The organism is Legionella waltersii (genome assembly GCF_001468085.1).
GTDB lineage: Bacteria > Pseudomonadota > Gammaproteobacteria > Legionellales > Legionellaceae > Legionella > Legionella waltersii.
Genome location: NZ_LNZB01000060.1, coordinates 31,212 through 48,206, shown reverse-complemented (window position 1 = coordinate 48,206; position 16,995 = coordinate 31,212). Strand labels below are relative to the sequence as shown.

Here is a 16,995-nt window from a genome sequence, read left to right as displayed (position 1 = left end):
CTAATTGAATCGATATTCAAGCGCAGCTAATGTTTGGTAGCTGGAGAATATATTTCCTGCCCTGTAATATTTTTCTTCAAGACGGACTGTGAACTGCTTGTGGGTAAAATTCAAACCACCACCAACTCGAAATCCATTCTTGTCCATGATTAATTGAGGAAGAGAGCCATTAATAGGTTGGGCCATGATGGGTCTACTGTTTACATAATCAGCGACTTGAATCAATGCAGCATTAATAAAGGGTGAAAAGGTAGAGTTTAGTTTATAGCTTATCTCACCCCCCTCAACGACGTAAGTGGTTTTGGTTGTTAAAGGTAAAGTGGCTTGTGGAGTCCCGCCATTTAACATAAATACTGCATAACTCCCAGTATTTAATTGACTGTAGAGTACGCCGACATAAGCCCTGGTGTTCAATTTTCCCCATTGCTTGTTGTATATGGCATTTAAATTGGCTAGCCAGTTTTCATTGTAATAGTTGGATGTTGCATAGCTTTGTGCAGGTGTATTTAAATTCAAAGTGGTTACTGATTTGATCTGGTTTTGTCCATAACCCCCAGCAACATCGATACTAAAATTTTCTCCAATTGGTTTTTTGATATGTCCATACAAAGTTCCATTATGAATGGTTTGTTGAGCAGGGATTATCGAGCCTGGGTTTAATGAAAGCTGAGAATTAACTTCGGTATCCACTTTTAACACGTACAAACCGGCAATGAGGTCTTTGAATGGATTAATATGATCTGCCCCAACGGAATACAGGTTTGAAAAACCATTGTAGCGATTAAAACGGGTACCAATTGAGGAGTCAAAGTTAAAATCAACGTAACTATACAGAAATTCAGGAGTGATGTTTTTCAGTGTTGATGTACTTTGATTTATCTCACCCGTCACATCGGTTGATGTGTTGATGTTCTTGGGATGCTCATATTTTCCAGGGTAGGCCATAGAGCAAGGCAACAGAAGTAAACTAAATACTAGGTAGGAACTTGCTTTCATATACTAAAACATCCCTATTGAACTATGAAGTGAATAATTTTCAAATAATAGCGAGAAAAGCATGTCGCTTGCAATCAATTCTTCTACTTGCGTTCTTTAAATAGTTAAAAAATTCAGTCCTGTTATGAATAAAGCCAATAATTGCTTCGCAAAATCATGTCGATCAAAATAAATTCATTAGGATTAAAATAAAATTATTAAGCACAAAAGCCCTTTATGTCCTATATTAAGAAGTACGGGGAAAGAAACATATAATTAGAATGAAGGACCAATCATGATTATATATCTGCTATGGATTTTAGCAGTTAGTTCTTTTAATCTGCCTATTCAAACCAGTCAAGACGCAATTCAAACGATAGAAGAAGCAGTAACCGACAGCTATATTCCTCCAATAATAACGCCCATTCAGGACATTGAGGTCATGTTGCATAAAGAAAGTGCGACACTGCGTCCCCAAGTGATTGACAAGGTGATCACCAGCTTAAGATGCGCAAATGCTTATCATGTGGATAGAAATAACGTATTAGTGATTATTGATTATTCCTTGCCATCCAATCAAAAACGGCTATGGGTGTTTGATTTGCACACTAAAAAACGATTGTTTTATACCTATGTGTCGCATGGTATTAAATCAGGAACGTTATTAACCGATAAATTCTCGAATAAAAACAATAGCAAGGCCAGCAGCTTAGGAGTTTATAAGACTGAACAAGCCTACTATGGTCGAGAAGGATTATCTCTACGATTGGTAGGTCTTGACCCCAAATTTAATGACAATGCATTTAGTCGTTATATTGTCATGCATGGTGGTTGGTATATGGATGAGCAATTTATTAAACGATATGGAAGACCGGGAAGGAGCTGGGGTTGTCCCGCAGTACCTTTGTCTTTAAAAAAACAGATCATAGATACCATTAAAGACAATTCATTGTTGGTGGTTTATTACCCAAGTGAAGAATGGTTTGATCAGTCAAAATTTTTAAACTGCCAAAAGAACAGTTCAAATTCTGTCAACTACCAGGCAAGATCTGAAACTCAAACTCCTTCAGAGGATGAGGTACGAGAAGATATCCTTTACGTTGATTTAAATAAAAACAGTAGAATGGATGAAAGTGATCCTATTCTAACAATGTCTGCAGATAATTATGAAAAAATCTTTCATGTTCAAGCTCCTTTAGCTAGGATGCTTCGCCGTCAAATTGATCATGCTGAGTATATTGCTCTGAGTCGGAATGAGTTTAATCAAATCGTAGCACAGGGCAATCAAGAAGCTATAGGCAGTATACGTTTAGTCATTCCTCAAATTATTATGGTGAATGGTGGGTACTTTGAGACGCAAATGAAAATCGTCAATTTAGGTAAAATAAAAGACATAAAACCGATCATTGCGCTGTCGCAATTGCCTCAAGAGCCGCAAAATCAATTTACGGTTAATTTTGAAGCAAAGCCAACAGCGAGTCTAAAAACGACCAACCAATTTATTCGGTGGTTAGGTCTTTAACTCATCAAAATATCCACAAGCCTCACTCATCAGTGCCAATAATGCAATTTCAAATTTTACTGAGGACAACCACTTTTTATGTTTAGCCATTTATCCCCTAACAGGAGGGGTATTATGGCCTAAATTTTTCGGTTTGTGTGGTCTAAATTTGGGGGGCATTGTACGGATGATTTTTTTTAAAATCTTCTAAATTATCAGCTACTTGACTATTTCTAAGAGCTTTTTTAAAAAGAATAAAATTATGTAATTGTTGTTCCTTAGACGTTTTTATCACACACTCGATCGGTTCTTTTAGATATTGTTGAACTTCAGCTAGTGTTCCCAAGTTTTTGGCTATTTCTATCTTTTGTCTTAAATCTCTAATCGCCTTATATTTAGGACTGTCGATATTTTTATGCTTAAGGTCCTCTGGTTTTCCATTAAAAAAATCTTTCCAATATTTTTTTTTAAAACTATTTTTTAGGTCGCTTAAATATGCTTGAATTTTACTGGCTTCTTCGTGTTCCTTTTGAAATAAAATTTTAAATGTACTCTCTTTAGGATTTTGTGTAATGACTAAGTCGCCTTGTAAATCAACGTTACCTACTTTATAACTTGAATTGAGATTAACTTCACTTATTTTACTATTATTTCCTGTATCAAATATTTGTACGCTTCTGGCACCAGTCAATTCTGCTACACCTGGAACATTGGCAAAAGAATGAACATGAGTATTTCCCATTAATGCAAACCACTTTTTCCCAGGCCCTGTTTCTTTTTTTATGATTTCATAGGCAGTGTAGTTCATGTATTTCTGTCTTTTATCATCTAACTGCTCATTGTCATAGCCAATTTTTTGTGCTTTATAAGTCGTGCTAACGTCAACTCCAATAACTCTAATACCCGCGTCACGTGCTGCATATAAAATATCTGTGAAACTATATTTTTCCCATTCTTCATCTAAATCTTTAGTCATAATCCCATGTCTTTCCATTTCCTTTAATCTTGCTAGAAGTGTGCCTGATAAAGGTGCATCCTTTGTTTGAAAAAATTTATCTAAGTCATTTTGATCAGTATCATAAAAAAAATGTTCCATAAATAAAATTTCAAAGCCTTCTCTTTTTAACATCTTCATATTTTCAATTAAAAATCGTTTAGAGCTAATATGCTGATGAGCTTCCCCGACAATAAAGGGATCTTTTTTTAAATCTTCGACCTTTTTTAAAGGCTCGTTTAATTTTTTAGTCGGTGGGTTACTTATAAATTCAGTGACAATTTTATCCATTGCTTCTGCATCTAAAGTACATTCATAAGTTGTATCAAATTCTTTCCCTCTGGTAGGAACAAATTCTTGACAAAAATCTATATTTTTTCTGTTTTCCTCGTAATGACTTATAGTAATTATGGTAAAAGTGTTGTCACCACTGGGTTTAAAATGAACTCTGTTATCATCTCTAGATTTCATTGGGATAAATTAATCAATATGTCTTGAATTTAATTATATCAGATGGTTGTCAATTTGCTCCTATCAATAACAATTGTCATCAAATTGATGACATTGTATGGGGTGAATTGCATAGGGACCGTTAAGGTGTTTTAAACTTTTACCCAATAAATTATCCAAGTCAAATACATTGGGGTAACTGAACTTCAATTAAGGGCGTGGTGGACGTCCATTGTAATTTGCCACACGAGATCCCCATTCCAACAAATTCTTATTGCAATCATCTTTGTCCAAATGCACTTCGATAAAACAAAGGGCATCCGTTTTTTCTGCATTGTTAATGGCATTGACCAATTCTTTGTTTGATTTGACCACGAAAGATTTGGCATTACTTTGTTCGCCTCGAAATACATTGACCAATTCTGCGTAATGCCAATTGTTGATTACATTGTAAGGACCATCATGAATTTGGACTTCAATGGTATAACAAGCATTGTTCATTAAGAAAATGATGGGTTTAAATCCATAGCGAATTAAAGTTGAAATCTCCTGGGCTGTCATCTGGAATGAGCCATCACCAATGCAGGCTATCACTCTCTTTTTGTTGTGAAGGGCAGTTTGCATGCCTAACAATGCCCCTACAGACCAACCAATAGACCCATATTGCATTTGAATTTCAAAAGGACATCCTTCAGGTAAATTTAAGCGCATGCAGTTGAACCAAGAGTCGCCCGTTTCAGCCAGGATGGCTTTGTTATTGGATAGCATTTTTTGAATTTGACCAAACAGATAGCGGGTAGTGATTGGGCTATTGGGTTCTTTAGGCTCTGGATAAAGGACGACTTCTTCTGCAATGCGTTGATAAGCTTTAAATGACCCATCATTGAACTTTAGCTTTTTACCTAGTGCCTGTAGAAAATCATTCATGTAAACATTGGTGTAGACATGATCACCAATAACAACATTGCCATCCGCGATGGATATGGATTTATGAGGATTAATACCCCACACGTGCCCGACAGTGGTGTAATCGTTTTCATTAGGACCGATTAACAGGTAAGCATCACTTGAATCAATAATTTCAGCACAACCCGATGAACTAACAGGTCCCCAATAGATTCCGATAAAATTGGGGTGTTGTTCGGAAACAAATCCTTTGGCATCGGGCATGGCTGCAAGGGCATATCCTATACTGCTTGCCAGCTTATCCACTGCTTCAAGGGCTCCACAAGATCTGGTTTTACTTCCAACGATCAGGCTTGGTTTAGTGGCATTATTTAACTTTTCAGAGGCATGATTAACTGCGGCGGCAAGAGAAGAGCTATCGCTGACTTTATGAGCATTAAAGGCTCGAAGAGTAGGTTCAGCAATCGGGTAGTTGGCAATATTACAAGCGATTTCAATATAAACAGGTTTTTTCTTTGAAATAGCTATAGCTATCGCTTCATCAATTTGTATACCTGCAAGTTCTGGTTTGCGAATACAAACTGAATGCGCAGTGACTCTGGCAAACATGTCTCTTACATAGAGATGATCTTCATTGGCTAGGGTATGATGTAAAATTTCAGCGTCCTGAATAGAGTTAGTATTGGGGCCACCAGAAATGACTAATACCGGTAGGTTTTCAGAGTAGGCTCCGGCTATGGCATTGATCGCGCTTAAACCGCCTACGCTGTAGGTTACAAACAAAGCAGAAATGCCTTTGATCCGAGCATAACCATCTGCTGCATAGCCGGCGTTTAGTTCATTGCAACAATTAATCATTTGTAATTGCTTATTCTTGAGAACCTCATCCAGCAGAATTAAGTTATAGTCACCAGGGATAGCGAAATATTCAGATATTTTTAATTCTTCAAGCCGCTTTGCTAAATACATTCCAATTGAATACATGTTTATCCCTAATTATAGTGAGCGTGGTATAGGTTTTTATAGCATACGGTCTCTTGATTATTCAAGGTGAAATGTAATTTGGATTCGGCTAACTGTTTGAGTCGCTCATGGGATAAGGGAGAGGACGGACCCTGAGGGATCGACACCTTTTTTAAAAAGGGGCATTTATACCAAAGGTCAGGTGCTTCGCCGAATGGCGTTGCCTTAAGCGGTGTTATTAGGTTCATCTATCTGGCCCTCATCGGTCCGCTTGCTGACGCGCGCGGCTCGGCTCCTTCTTTGCTGTATGAATCAAATCCTAGTCACCGCAGGGAGTGAACCGAGCCGCGCGCGTCAGCAAGCGGATACGGAACTATCCGTTTTCACGAATGACGCTGCTAAGGCAGCGTCATTCGGCGAAGCGCCGAACCTACGCTTACTGACCATCAAAGAAGAGATTAGTTGGGGCACTAAAATAGGTGTCGATTCCTCAGGGAAGGACCCCAGTGGGGTCCGTGCCCTTACAACATGTTGAAAACAAGCGCTAATTATTGATAAGTAGCTGGTAGGTAACCTCCATAATTCAACAAATCACCCACAGTGTAAGTAGGTGGCTCATAGGATGGGGGCATTCGGTCATCCGTTGGCGCCGAGGGTTGAGGGGTATAAGGATACCCTCTATTTTCAGACGGTGTGAAGAGCGGATAGATTCGTTGATACGTATGACTTACATTTTGGCCCTTTTGCATCAACCTGATCATGGCTTGCTGATGTTCTTCCAAAAGAGCACTTTGCGTTTGGATTTCTTTTTGGGTTGTCTCTATTTGTTGTTGGAGAGTTGGTTTAGGAGAGTTTGCATTGTCCTTTTTATAGGTTTCGTCCAACAATTCGGTCTCGTTTGATATCATTGATTTATTATTGCGATCAATGTCAGCATCATAGCTAGATTTCTGAATATGGTAGACGAATGCGACTATGAGAGAGACCACTGCAACTAGAGCTAATCCTCCAGGTACAAAAAACAGTATGGGGTCAACGATCATGTTAGTAACCATGATTGCTCCAACTACACCTCCCACTGCGCTAGTACCACCAATAAAGAGAGAGGTATTTCTGGCACTTGCTGCCGATTCACTATTTTGAGTGAGTTGTTGATTGCTTTCAGCAAGTTGTGTATTTGACTCTAAATTGCGTTGTAAGGATTGTAATTTTCTGTTTTCTTCCTTTAATTGAGTTTGCATCCTTTGTTCTTCAGTAGCCAGAAGCTGGTATTCTTTCATGATGCCTAAAATCATTTTTAGCGCTTCATTTTCATTCATAAGCAAATGATTGGTATTCTGAGATTCAAGTTTTAGTTCTAGCTCTGTTAAGAAGACGGAGTAGCTCATATCACTGGCTTCTTGATCTAATTTCTCTTTTAACCGATCTAATGCCTTATTTTGAGTAGAGATTTTTTGAGAGAGTGCTTCGCGATTGCGATAAGATAACTGGTTTAATTGAGGGTCTTCTGTTTTTCTCGCGCTGGCTCTAAAAGCTCTTTCCTCTTTGCGACGCTGTCTAGACTTTTCGTTTTGGGGAAATTCAGTGTTTAATTGACGTTGCATTGAATCGATTTTTCTTTCTAGTGTTGTCTTTTGTTCTAAGAGTTCACTTAATTTAGTTTCTTCGAAACGGCATTCCAATTTTTTACTGCTGATATTACCTCTAACTTGTTGTAATTCACTCAACAACTGACTCTCTTCGATGCATAAATTGTTCCATTGAAGTTGATTCGACCAAGTCCAATTGTAAGATGAATTAGGGTGAGTGGTTACGACTGCTGGATGAGAATGGAAATGAGTATGGACTGTCTGAGTGTAGGGATATTGTAAAGTCAGTAACGATTTTTGGGTTCTAATGCCACTTAACCTAGTTTCAATCCTCGATTCCTCTCTTTTATACATCTCTAAGTTGGTTTGTACCAGCTGTGTGCTTTTTTCTTGGAGTAAATAAGTGGATTTAAGACTTTCCAATTGCTTTCTTAATTCAGGAAGCTGTATGGAATATTCTTGAGTTAAACGTGTTTCAGTGTCATATTGTTCTTGATCACTGAAAGCATCTTGCTCATCGCTAATTAATTGAGTCTCACAGGCTGAGACAGTGTATTCTTGCTTGAATCGTTGTTTATCGCTCTCACAGAGTTGATGAAGGTCTTTTTTAACACTTTCCATAACTGCTTGGACGGGCTTTCTTTCCAGAAGATACTGCCTTAACAGTTCATAATTCGATCCTGTAATGATTGATTGAGTGTAATGTACTACCGCGTCTTTGATTTTGATATCTGATAATGCCATGATAATTGACTCCCCAGGTAATTTTAATTATTAACTAACCATCAATCTGGTTAACAACAAACAATAGAACTCCTTTTCTGCTTCGGCATTATGCCAAACGAATGTTAAGGAATTGTTAAGTAAATGTTACTAAATTGTAAATATGGGTAAATGAATTCGTGGATCAACTAATCAACAAATCACGGGCAAATGACGAGGACTGACCCCAGTGGGGGCAGTCCCTGAGGGAGCGACTCATTGTTTAAAATGGAGCATTTATACCATAGGTCAGGTGCTTCGCCTAATGGCGCTGCCTTAAGGGGTGTCATTAGGTTCATCTATCTGGCCCGCATCGGTCGGCTTGCTGACGCGCGCGGCGCGGTTCCTTCGTTGCTGTCGGAATCAAGTCCTAGTCACAGCAGGGAGTGAACCGAGCCGCGCGCGTCAGCAAGCGGATACGGAACTATCTGCTTCGCCGAACCTACGCTTACTGACCATCAAAGAAGAGATTAGTTGAGGCACTATAATAGGAGTCGATTCCTCAGGGTCGGTCTCCATTATTTTCTTTATATCACTTCCTCAACGTCGTGAAACGGTATCCATCCATAAAATTATTAAATTTGTGCTTTCTAGGATAAACTAGTCACCTTAAATTGAAAGCATCATGTTCTAGGAGTGATGAAGGTGAGTGATAAAAAACTAGTGGCGGTTATCATGGGTTCGCAAAGTGATTGGCAGATTATGTCACATACCGTGGAGACCTTAGAGGCTTTAAACATCAGCTATCATGCTGAAATTGTCTCCGCACACCGAACTCCAGATAAACTTTTTCAATTTGCTGAGCATGCTGAGAAAAATGAATTTGAGGTCATTATCGCAGGTGCCGGTGGAGCAGCTCATCTTCCCGGCATGGTTTCGGCCAAAACCAGCTTACCTGTTTTGGGGGTGCCTGTTCCTTCAAATATGCTCAATGGAGTCGATTCTTTATTGTCAATCGTGCAAATGCCCGCAGGAATTCCAGTGGGTACTTTAGCAATAGGTAAAGCAGGGGCTATCAATGCTGCTTTATTTGCTGCAGCCATACTTGGGAATAAATACGTGGATGTACGTCAAAGGTTGCAAGCCTACCGTCAAGAGCAAACGCAAAAAGTATTGAACAACCCTAATCCACAGAAGGACTCCCTATGAAACTTGGAATTTTAGGTGGAGGACAATTAGCAAGGATGTTGTCACTAAGCGCACATCCACTTGGAATACACACCATTTGTTTGGATCCAAGTTCTGAGGCTTGTGCAAGCGAAGTGACTCAGGTAATTACAGCCCCTTTAACGGATGAAAAAGCCTTGGATCAGCTTTTGGAAAATGCGGATTACGTGACCATCGAGACTGAGAATATTCCTTTGTCTTGTGTTGAATACGTTACTAAAAGTAAAACGTTTTATCCTTCCGTTAAGGCTTTAGCAGTATCTCAGGATCGATTATTAGAGAAACAATTTCTGAAATCACTGAGCATTCCAACCGCTGCCTTTTATGATGTGAGCTCAAAAGAAAGGTTACAACAAGCGTATTCAGAATTAGGCCATGCCATATTAAAAACCAGGCGACTTGGTTATGACGGCAAAGGGCAGTGTGTTCTTAAATCGCAGGTTGATTTAGAAAGAGGTTGGCAAACCCTTCGAGATCAAGAGTTGATAGTCGAGCAATTGATACCCTTTGAATTTGAGGTGTCTTTAATTGGTGTAAGAAACAAAGAGAAAAAAATTAGTTTTTATCCACTAGTTCGCAATCATCACAAAGAGGGGATTTTACGCTGGTCTGAAGTTCCTGTGGACAAACCACACCTTCAAAAAGAAGCGGAAGGCATAGTAACCGCTATTTTAACTGCCTTAGACTATGTGGGTGTTCTTAGTGTGGAGTTTTTCTATGATGGAAAGCAATTGCTTGTGAATGAAATGGCGCCAAGAGTACATAACTCAGGCCATTGGACACTAGAAGGGGCTTGTACGAGTCAATTTGAAAATCATTTAAGGGCTATTTTTGGCTTACCAATAGGAAGTACTGAGGCAATTGGACATTCTTTTATGTTGAATTGCATAGGTGAGATGCCTTCAATAAACCAGTGTCTGAATATCCCTGGAGCCCATTATCATCAATACGGTAAAGAATCCCGGCCTAATCGCAAGCTTGGTCATGTTACCTTAGTGGACACAAACACCGAACGTTTTCGCAAGAGTAAGCAGCAGTTAATGGCTTTAGGAGCTTTGAGCTAGTGCATTGCCGGATTGCTGTAAGCGATTAGATATCAAATAAAACAGGATTGCTCCCAATAGGGAGTATACTGCCAATTTTTGAAACACTAGAAAAAAATCGGGATTAGAGCTAAGCGGGTCAAGACGTTCAGATTGCAGCATGGAGTTTGAAATGTATTGGGCGAAGGTGGCTGAAACGCCGGAAAATAACATCCAAGATCCCAGCATAACTCCTTGCATTCGAATGGGTGCAATTTGACCTACCAATGCTAATCCAATAGGGCCAATCATTAATTCGGCTAAACCTTGCAACGTCATATGAGCTATTACCCAATACACAGAAGTATAACCAGCTGCATTTGCGTCATGTATTCCTATAAACAAGCAAACAAAAGAGCATGCGAGGAATAAAAATCCAAATGAAAAATGCACAGCTACCGTAAGCTGGATGTCTTTCGATTTTAATTTGGACTGAATCCAAGCTCCAATTGGAGCAGATAAAATAATCATCATCGGATTGATGTTTCTGAGCCATTGCGTTGCAAATTCAATCCCATGCAACTCTCGATTCACGTTTTGCTTGATGAAAAGCGTGACGCCCATTGGACCCGTTAGATAAATGGTCCAGAAAGCAATGGATCCGAGTGCCAAGATTAAATAAACGAAAATAGAGTGTTTGTTATCGGCTGAGTTTTGCTTTAATCCAAAGATAAATAGGAGGACAAACATAACTAGGCTAGTTGTTAAAATTAAAATATTACTGATTAACGACAAGTGAAAACCTATGTACATCGCAGGAATAAGCAGTAGCAAAAGAATCATCGCCTTTGACCGATTGACTGCAATTTTAGTTTTATTATACAGCCCTGTTAAAGGGGTATCGCGATCACCTAAGTGATACCAACTGCCTGATAAAAACAGTATAGACAGTGCGTTCGTAACGATGCAGATGCCCAATAGGAGTTGATATTGGTTTGAAAAATCGAAAAAACCACTCGTTGTATAGCCTGCAAAAAAGCCTATATTCATTACGGCATAGCTCAGGAAAAAAGCGCCAGATTGTCTTGAGTCACCGGGGGTAAATTGCTGCGTGAGCATGCTATTGAACGAAGTAAAGTTAAGACCGCAGCCAATTAAAAATAAACTTAATCCAAGATATAGCAATGACTGGTAGGCGAAGACTAATACGATTAAACCTAGAATTTGTATCAAACTGGTTAATAGAAACAGAACTCTGTTGCTCAGATAACGCCCACCTATTAAGCCGCCAAGCAATTGTAAAATGTAGTTAAAGCTAAGAAACAAGCCAACGACTTGATTCACTTTAGAGGGGGTTAATCCGATTTGTTTGCTCAAATAAAGCGCTAAAGAAGAATAGAGCACTGCGTAGGCAAACGTAGAAAAGGCCTGTATAAAAAATAGAGATTTAACTCCTTTGGGCATTCCATTATAGGTATTGAACATGAAACTTACTCAATCTTACAGGACTTACGAAAAACGCCCCATTTCTTCGTTAACACTAATCGTCAGTTCATTCATTGAGAGCATCTAAATATCTTCATTGACATTGATAGTGGCCTCGACCTTGGGGTTTTTCGTAAGTCCTGTCTTAGCAAACTAGAACTTTATCACCTCTCGCTAATACTCGCCAATTTTTGTTATTATTTTTATCTGGAGTTTTTGTAAGTCCTGTACAATTTTCCCTGAAAGTGAGTAGCCATGAGCTTAAAATTATTGTCCTTAGACGAGGTAAAACAATGCATTACCATGAAGCAAGCCATAGATGCAATGGAAAGAGCGTTTACTCAATTGGCTGAAAATAAAGTGCGTTTGCTCTTAAGGACAGGAATTCCTGTTGAAGAAGAGAATGCACTTACCTTAGCGATGCCGGGGTATCTTGCCTCGGATAAAGTGTTAGGTTTAAAACTTGTGTCCATCTTCCCCAATAATCTTCTCAACAATAAACCAAGTATTACTGGATGTATTCTTTTATTGGACGCTGCTACAGGAGAAGCAAAAGTATTGATGGATGCTGCTTACTTAACTGCGCTGAGAACGGGAGCAGTTTCTGGCTTGGCAACAAAGTATTTTTCGCAGGAAGGAGCAAGCCATGTTGCCATTATCGGTTCTGGGATTCAAGCTGTCACCCAACTAGAGGCTGTTGCTGCAGTGAGACCAATTAAACAAGTCTCCATTTGGTCTAGAAACCAAAAAAACGCTGCTATTTTCGCCACGAAGGTTGCTGGAAAGTTTGATATTCAGGTTTGTTCATCGATTCAATTAGCAATTAAAGATGCTGATATTATTTGTACGGCCACAAGCAGTACTGAGCCTTTAATTCACTTTAATGAGATAAAACCAGATGCCCATATTAATGCGATTGGTTCTCATACAAAAGACATGAAGGAAGTGGCTAATTCGGTATTGGGCAAGGCAGTGGTTGTCGTTGATCAATTGGGTGCAGCTTTAGCTGAAGCGGGTGAGATAGTAAGCGCCGTTGAGGCAGGTATTCTACCCAGAGAGGATATTGTTGAAATTGGTCATTGGTTGTTAGAGAAAGAGGGGGACTATAAGAAGAAACTGACCGTGTTTAAATCCGTTGGTTTAGCCATTCAAGATCTAAGCGTTGCTGAGGTTGTTTATCAGAATGCTGTTCGAAAAAAATTGGGTTCACCGTTTTCATTATGACAGGACTTAGGAAAACATCAGTCTCATCCTAAATTGAATGTCAATGCTCAAGTAGACGGATCCCATTAGGTTCCGTCCTCATTATGAAAATTTTAAATGATATTGCGCTATAATTAGTTGGTAAGCACTTTGTTAGGCTGATTGAAATGCAAATTTTTCATGCTGGCATGGTTTACCTGGTAAAAGGACTTCGATTACTCATCTTTTGTCTAATCATTGTGACCCTATTTGGCTTTATAAAACCTTTTATTGCCAATGTAAGCTCATTCTCCTATTTGAAATACCCTATTCAAATCGATAAACAACTCAACGCCACAGTAAAAAGCGCAATACCAACGCAAATTGTTGGAAGGGATGCGTCAAGACTAATTACTTTTATAGTATTACTAGTCCTCGCTAAGCTTACTAAAGAGCTAGAAGACAGAGTGAATCAGATCCGAATGAGAAAACAACTTCTTAGGTTCAAGAGTACTGTAAAAACCAACAATCACTTACAGTTGATCAGCAATATCGAAAAAACAATGGAAGACTCCAGTAATTTTAAAGGAAAAAATCGCAAACAATTGTTGAATGACTTCATTAAATTAAAACAAGAGTTAGAAAAAACAGGTAGGTATTTGTCCTTTTTAGCGATAGATGTTGTTGATTCAACCGGGATGAAGCAGGGGGAAGATCCTGTTGTTGTTGAGAGTGATTTTAATCAATACCATAATTTTATTCTTTCAAAATTTATCAAACATGGTTACCTAAAAGCCGCTTGGACACCTGATGGGGTCATGGCCTGTTTTAATAGGACAGAAGACGCTGTAGACACAGCGAGGGACATCATCATTAGTTTGAACGAATTTAATAAGACAAAACTGATGAAAGCCGATTTTCATTTGCGTTGTGGTATTAACTCAGGCTTTGTTTATTATGATTTGTCGACACCTCTCGAAGAATTTAGTGATCGTATCATCGATGTTGCGGGACACATGCAAAAAAATGCCGACATTGATGCAGTATTTATCCCTAAAGAACTTGTAAAACCCATTCAATCTCACCGTGTTTTTAATGAGTTTGACAGAGCTGTTGATGGCTTAGAAGTATGTATGTGGAGTATAACTCCAAGGTAAGTTTCTCAAACAAGTAATGGATAAGAAAGGGGATAGTTTTGTATCCGCTTGCTGACGCGCGCGGCTCGGTTCACTCCCTGCTGTAACTAGGATTTGATTCAGACAGCAAAGAAGGAACCGAGCCGCGCGCGTCAGCAAGCGGACCGATTCACACCCTGCTGTGGCTGGGATTTGATTCAGACAGCAAAGAAGGAACCGAGCCGCGCGCGTCAGCAAGCGGACCGATTCACACCCTGCTGTGGCTGGGATTTGATTCAGACAGCAAAGAAGGAACCGAGCCGCGCGCGTCAGCAAGCGGACCGATTCACACCCTGCTGTGGCTAGGATTTGATTCAGACAGCAAAGAAGGAACCGAGCCGCGCGCGTCAGCAAGCGGACCGATTCACACCCTGCTGTGGCTGGGATTTGATTCAGACAGCAAAGAAGGAACCGAGCCGCGCGCGTCAGCAAGCAGACCGATTCACACCCTGCTGTGGCTAGGATTTGATTCAGACAGCAAAGAAGGAACCGAGCCGCGCGCGTCAGCAAGCGGACCGATTCACACCCTGCTGTGGCTGGGATTTGATTCAGACAGCAAAGAAGGAACCGAGCCGCGCGCGTCAGCAAGCGGACCGATTCACACCCTGCTGTGGCTGGGATTTGATTCAGACAGCAAAGAAGGAACCGAGCCGCGCGCGTCAGCAAGCGGACCGATGCTGGCTGTATAGAAGAGCCTAATGACACCGCTTAAGGCAGCGCCATTAGGTGAAGCACCCGACCTTTGGTATAAATGCCCCATTTTAAACAATGAGTCGATTCCTCAGGGACTGACCCCACTGAAGTACGTACCCATTTTGGAGGTGCAACCTCATTTGGGGTTTTCTTGTATGTATTTATGAAATCAAACTGAGTATACTTCCTCACTTTGTTAAAAAGGAGTTACACAATGTTTGGATTTCTAGCAGATTTGGTTTCCAGTGCAATCACAACAATCGATGAAAATCTCCAGGACACCCCTGCCAGCCAGCTTATTTTCGGAACAGCATTACTCTATTTTCTTTATAATCAATATCAAAATCCTTGGATTTTAAGAGCGTATCGAAGTCGTAATTCGGTCAGTATGAAACAAAGGATTATTGATACTGCGTATGATCTAGCTAAAAATTTGCCAGGGGTTCGATCCAGAGTTGACAAAGAGCTTGAAAAAAATCTGGAGTCAACGAAAGAAAAAATTAAGGTTCAGCGTTCTGAAATGAATCTACAAGAAGAAATGCCTCAAGAGGGGGTCCCTCCGGAACAAATTCTTAAGGAGTTTGAGATTGAAGGTAAGAAATGCACTTATCGCTTCGATAGGATAGACAACGAACATCCTGATAGACAATTTATATTAAAAAAGGGAGATGGGAAGGACTCAGGGGCTCTTTATACGACGCACCCTAGAGAACTGGTGGAATTATTAAAAGAGACCTATGGAGCAACCGAATTAACCAATCCTATGCATGATAAATGGCCAAGGATCAATGCCATGCAGGCAGAGATTATTAGTTGGTGTCAACATTTATTCCATGGCTCTAAGAAAGGCTATGGTTTATTAACGCACGGCGGTACAACAAGTATTATTGAAGCTATGGCAGCTTATGTTATACAGGCCAGAGCAAGAGGTATTGCCTATCCAGAAATTGTTGTCCCTGAAACAGCACATGCGGCATTTAAGAAGGCAGCAAAGCTAACTGGAGCCACTTTGATAGTGGTCCCAGTGGATAAAAAAACTGGAGCTGTTGATCCCGATGTGATGGCTTCATATATTTCTACAAACACGGCGGTAATGGTTGGTTCAGCCCCATCATTTATGTATGGGATCAATGACCCTATTTCGAAATTAGGCCAGTTGGCGAGAAAAAAGAATGTTCCTTTTCACGTAGATGCTTGCTTAGGTGGCTTTCTAACTGCATTCTTAGATACTTCTACAGATCCTATGGATTTTCGCGTACCTGGAGTAACTTCAATTTCTGCAGATACGCATAAATATGGTTATTGCTCAAAAGGCACGTCATTTTGCTTATTTAGTGAAGATTCTCCAGCGTTGTCAGTTTATGCTGCATTGAATTGGAGTGGTGGTTTATACGCTACTCCAGGCATTTTAGATGGTTCTACCAGCGGCGCGCGAGTTGCTGAAGTGTACGCCACTATGTCTTATTATGGTCGCGAGCGATATCAAGAGATTGCTGAAAATATCATACACTTAAGAGAGTCTATCCAAACCCACTTCAATGAGCAATTAATGAAATACGGAGTCCTTAGTAATAAAGAGATCAGCATCTATGGAGATCCTAAATGGTCAGTACTCGGTTTTCGTAGTGATACACTAAACGCCCATTTAATCGCCGATGAGCTTGACAAAAAAGGGTGGAAGTTGAACTTATTACAGAACCCTGATGGATTTCATATTTGTTTGACCCATGTTCATACTTTAATGCCTAATTTTAAAGAGCAATTTGTGGATGATTTATTAGAAGCTGTGTCTATAGTTAAGGCATTTCCCAAGAACAAAAAGCCAAGTGGTAATATGAAAGTGTATGGGACTATCGGGGTGTTGCCTACGGAAATTCAATCAGAGATCTGTGAGCAATACCAAAAAACTCGCCTTGATCTCAATCTCCAGGCACCTAGAGAGGTAAGTTTGTTTCCACTTTCTTCAAAAAATACAAAAGAAGACAGTCTAAGACATCGAGAAGCCATGCAATATAGGAAGTAGCAATTATTGTGTTTGGATTCATCCGCTCCCTGACGGTCGCTGCTCGGTTTAATTTCAGTACCAACCGATCCGGGATCGTAAGGGGGCGGAAATTGTTGTGTGCAAAAA

Annotated in this window: 11 protein-coding genes; 6 read left to right on the top strand and 5 right to left on the bottom strand. The window is 39.9% G+C overall.

Annotated features, from left to right (window positions below; all coding sequences use genetic code 11):
* Complete coding sequence (locus Lwal_RS13435; protein WP_058481322.1) at window positions 1-996, bottom strand: autotransporter outer membrane beta-barrel domain-containing protein; 996 nt, start codon at window positions 994-996, stop codon at window positions 1-3.
* Between the two features lie 274 nt (window positions 997-1,270).
* Between Lwal_RS13435 and Lwal_RS13430 the strand changes: the two genes are divergently transcribed.
* A complete protein-coding gene (locus tag Lwal_RS13430; protein WP_058481321.1) occupies window positions 1,271-2,497 on the top strand; it encodes a murein L,D-transpeptidase catalytic domain family protein in 1,227 nt (408 codons plus the stop codon).
* A 142-nt stretch (window positions 2,498-2,639) separates the two neighbouring features.
* On the opposite strand, the gene Lwal_RS13425 is transcribed toward Lwal_RS13430, so the two are convergent.
* The 3 genes from Lwal_RS13425 to Lwal_RS13410 form a co-directional block, all read right to left on the bottom strand.
* Entirely contained in the window at window positions 2,640-3,941 is a 1,302-nt protein-coding gene (locus tag Lwal_RS13425; protein ID WP_058481320.1) for a membrane-targeted effector domain-containing toxin, read from the bottom strand.
* A gap of 189 nt (window positions 3,942-4,130) precedes the next feature.
* Window positions 4,131-5,810: a thiamine pyrophosphate-binding protein gene (locus tag Lwal_RS13420; protein ID WP_058481319.1), complete on the bottom strand. Its 1,680-nt coding sequence runs from the start codon at window positions 5,808-5,810 to the stop codon at window positions 4,131-4,133.
* A gap of 527 nt (window positions 5,811-6,337) precedes the next feature.
* Window positions 6,338-8,122 carry a hypothetical protein gene (locus Lwal_RS13410; RefSeq protein ID WP_058481317.1) on the bottom strand — a complete coding sequence of 595 codons (1,785 nt, stop codon included), beginning with the start codon at window positions 8,120-8,122 and terminating at the stop codon, window positions 6,338-6,340.
* A gap of 693 nt (window positions 8,123-8,815) precedes the next feature.
* On the opposite strand from Lwal_RS13410, the gene purE reads away from it, so the two are divergent.
* Both purE and Lwal_RS13400 read left to right on the top strand, forming a co-directional pair.
* Window positions 8,816-9,289, top strand: coding sequence for a 5-(carboxyamino)imidazole ribonucleotide mutase (gene purE / locus Lwal_RS13405; RefSeq protein ID WP_231951059.1), 474 nt, complete (start codon window positions 8,816-8,818; stop codon window positions 9,287-9,289).
* On the top strand, window positions 9,286-10,371 hold the full coding sequence (locus tag Lwal_RS13400) for a 5-(carboxyamino)imidazole ribonucleotide synthase (RefSeq protein WP_058481315.1): 1,086 nt from the start codon (window positions 9,286-9,288) through the stop codon (window positions 10,369-10,371). Before purE ends, Lwal_RS13400 begins: the two co-directional genes overlap by 4 nt.
* On the opposite strand, the gene Lwal_RS13395 is transcribed toward Lwal_RS13400, so the two are convergent.
* Window positions 10,354-11,814, bottom strand: coding sequence for a peptide MFS transporter (locus tag Lwal_RS13395; RefSeq protein WP_231950961.1), 1,461 nt, complete (start codon window positions 11,812-11,814; stop codon window positions 10,354-10,356). The genes Lwal_RS13400 and Lwal_RS13395 overlap by 18 nt on opposite strands.
* Window positions 11,815-12,069: 255 nt before the next feature.
* On the opposite strand from Lwal_RS13395, the gene Lwal_RS13390 reads away from it, so the two are divergent.
* From Lwal_RS13390 to Lwal_RS13380, 3 genes are all read left to right on the top strand, one after another.
* Window positions 12,070-13,038 (top strand): ornithine cyclodeaminase family protein, encoded by a 969-nt coding sequence (locus Lwal_RS13390; protein WP_058481314.1) that lies wholly within the window; start codon window positions 12,070-12,072, stop codon window positions 13,036-13,038.
* A 146-nt stretch (window positions 13,039-13,184) separates the two neighbouring features.
* Complete coding sequence (locus Lwal_RS13385; protein WP_058481313.1) at window positions 13,185-14,153, top strand: hypothetical protein; 969 nt, start codon at window positions 13,185-13,187, stop codon at window positions 14,151-14,153.
* Window positions 14,154-15,078: 925 nt separating this feature from the next.
* Complete coding sequence (locus Lwal_RS13380; protein WP_058481312.1) at window positions 15,079-16,887, top strand: pyridoxal phosphate-dependent decarboxylase family protein; 1,809 nt, start codon at window positions 15,079-15,081, stop codon at window positions 16,885-16,887.
* Window positions 16,888-16,995: the final 108 nt, after the last annotated feature.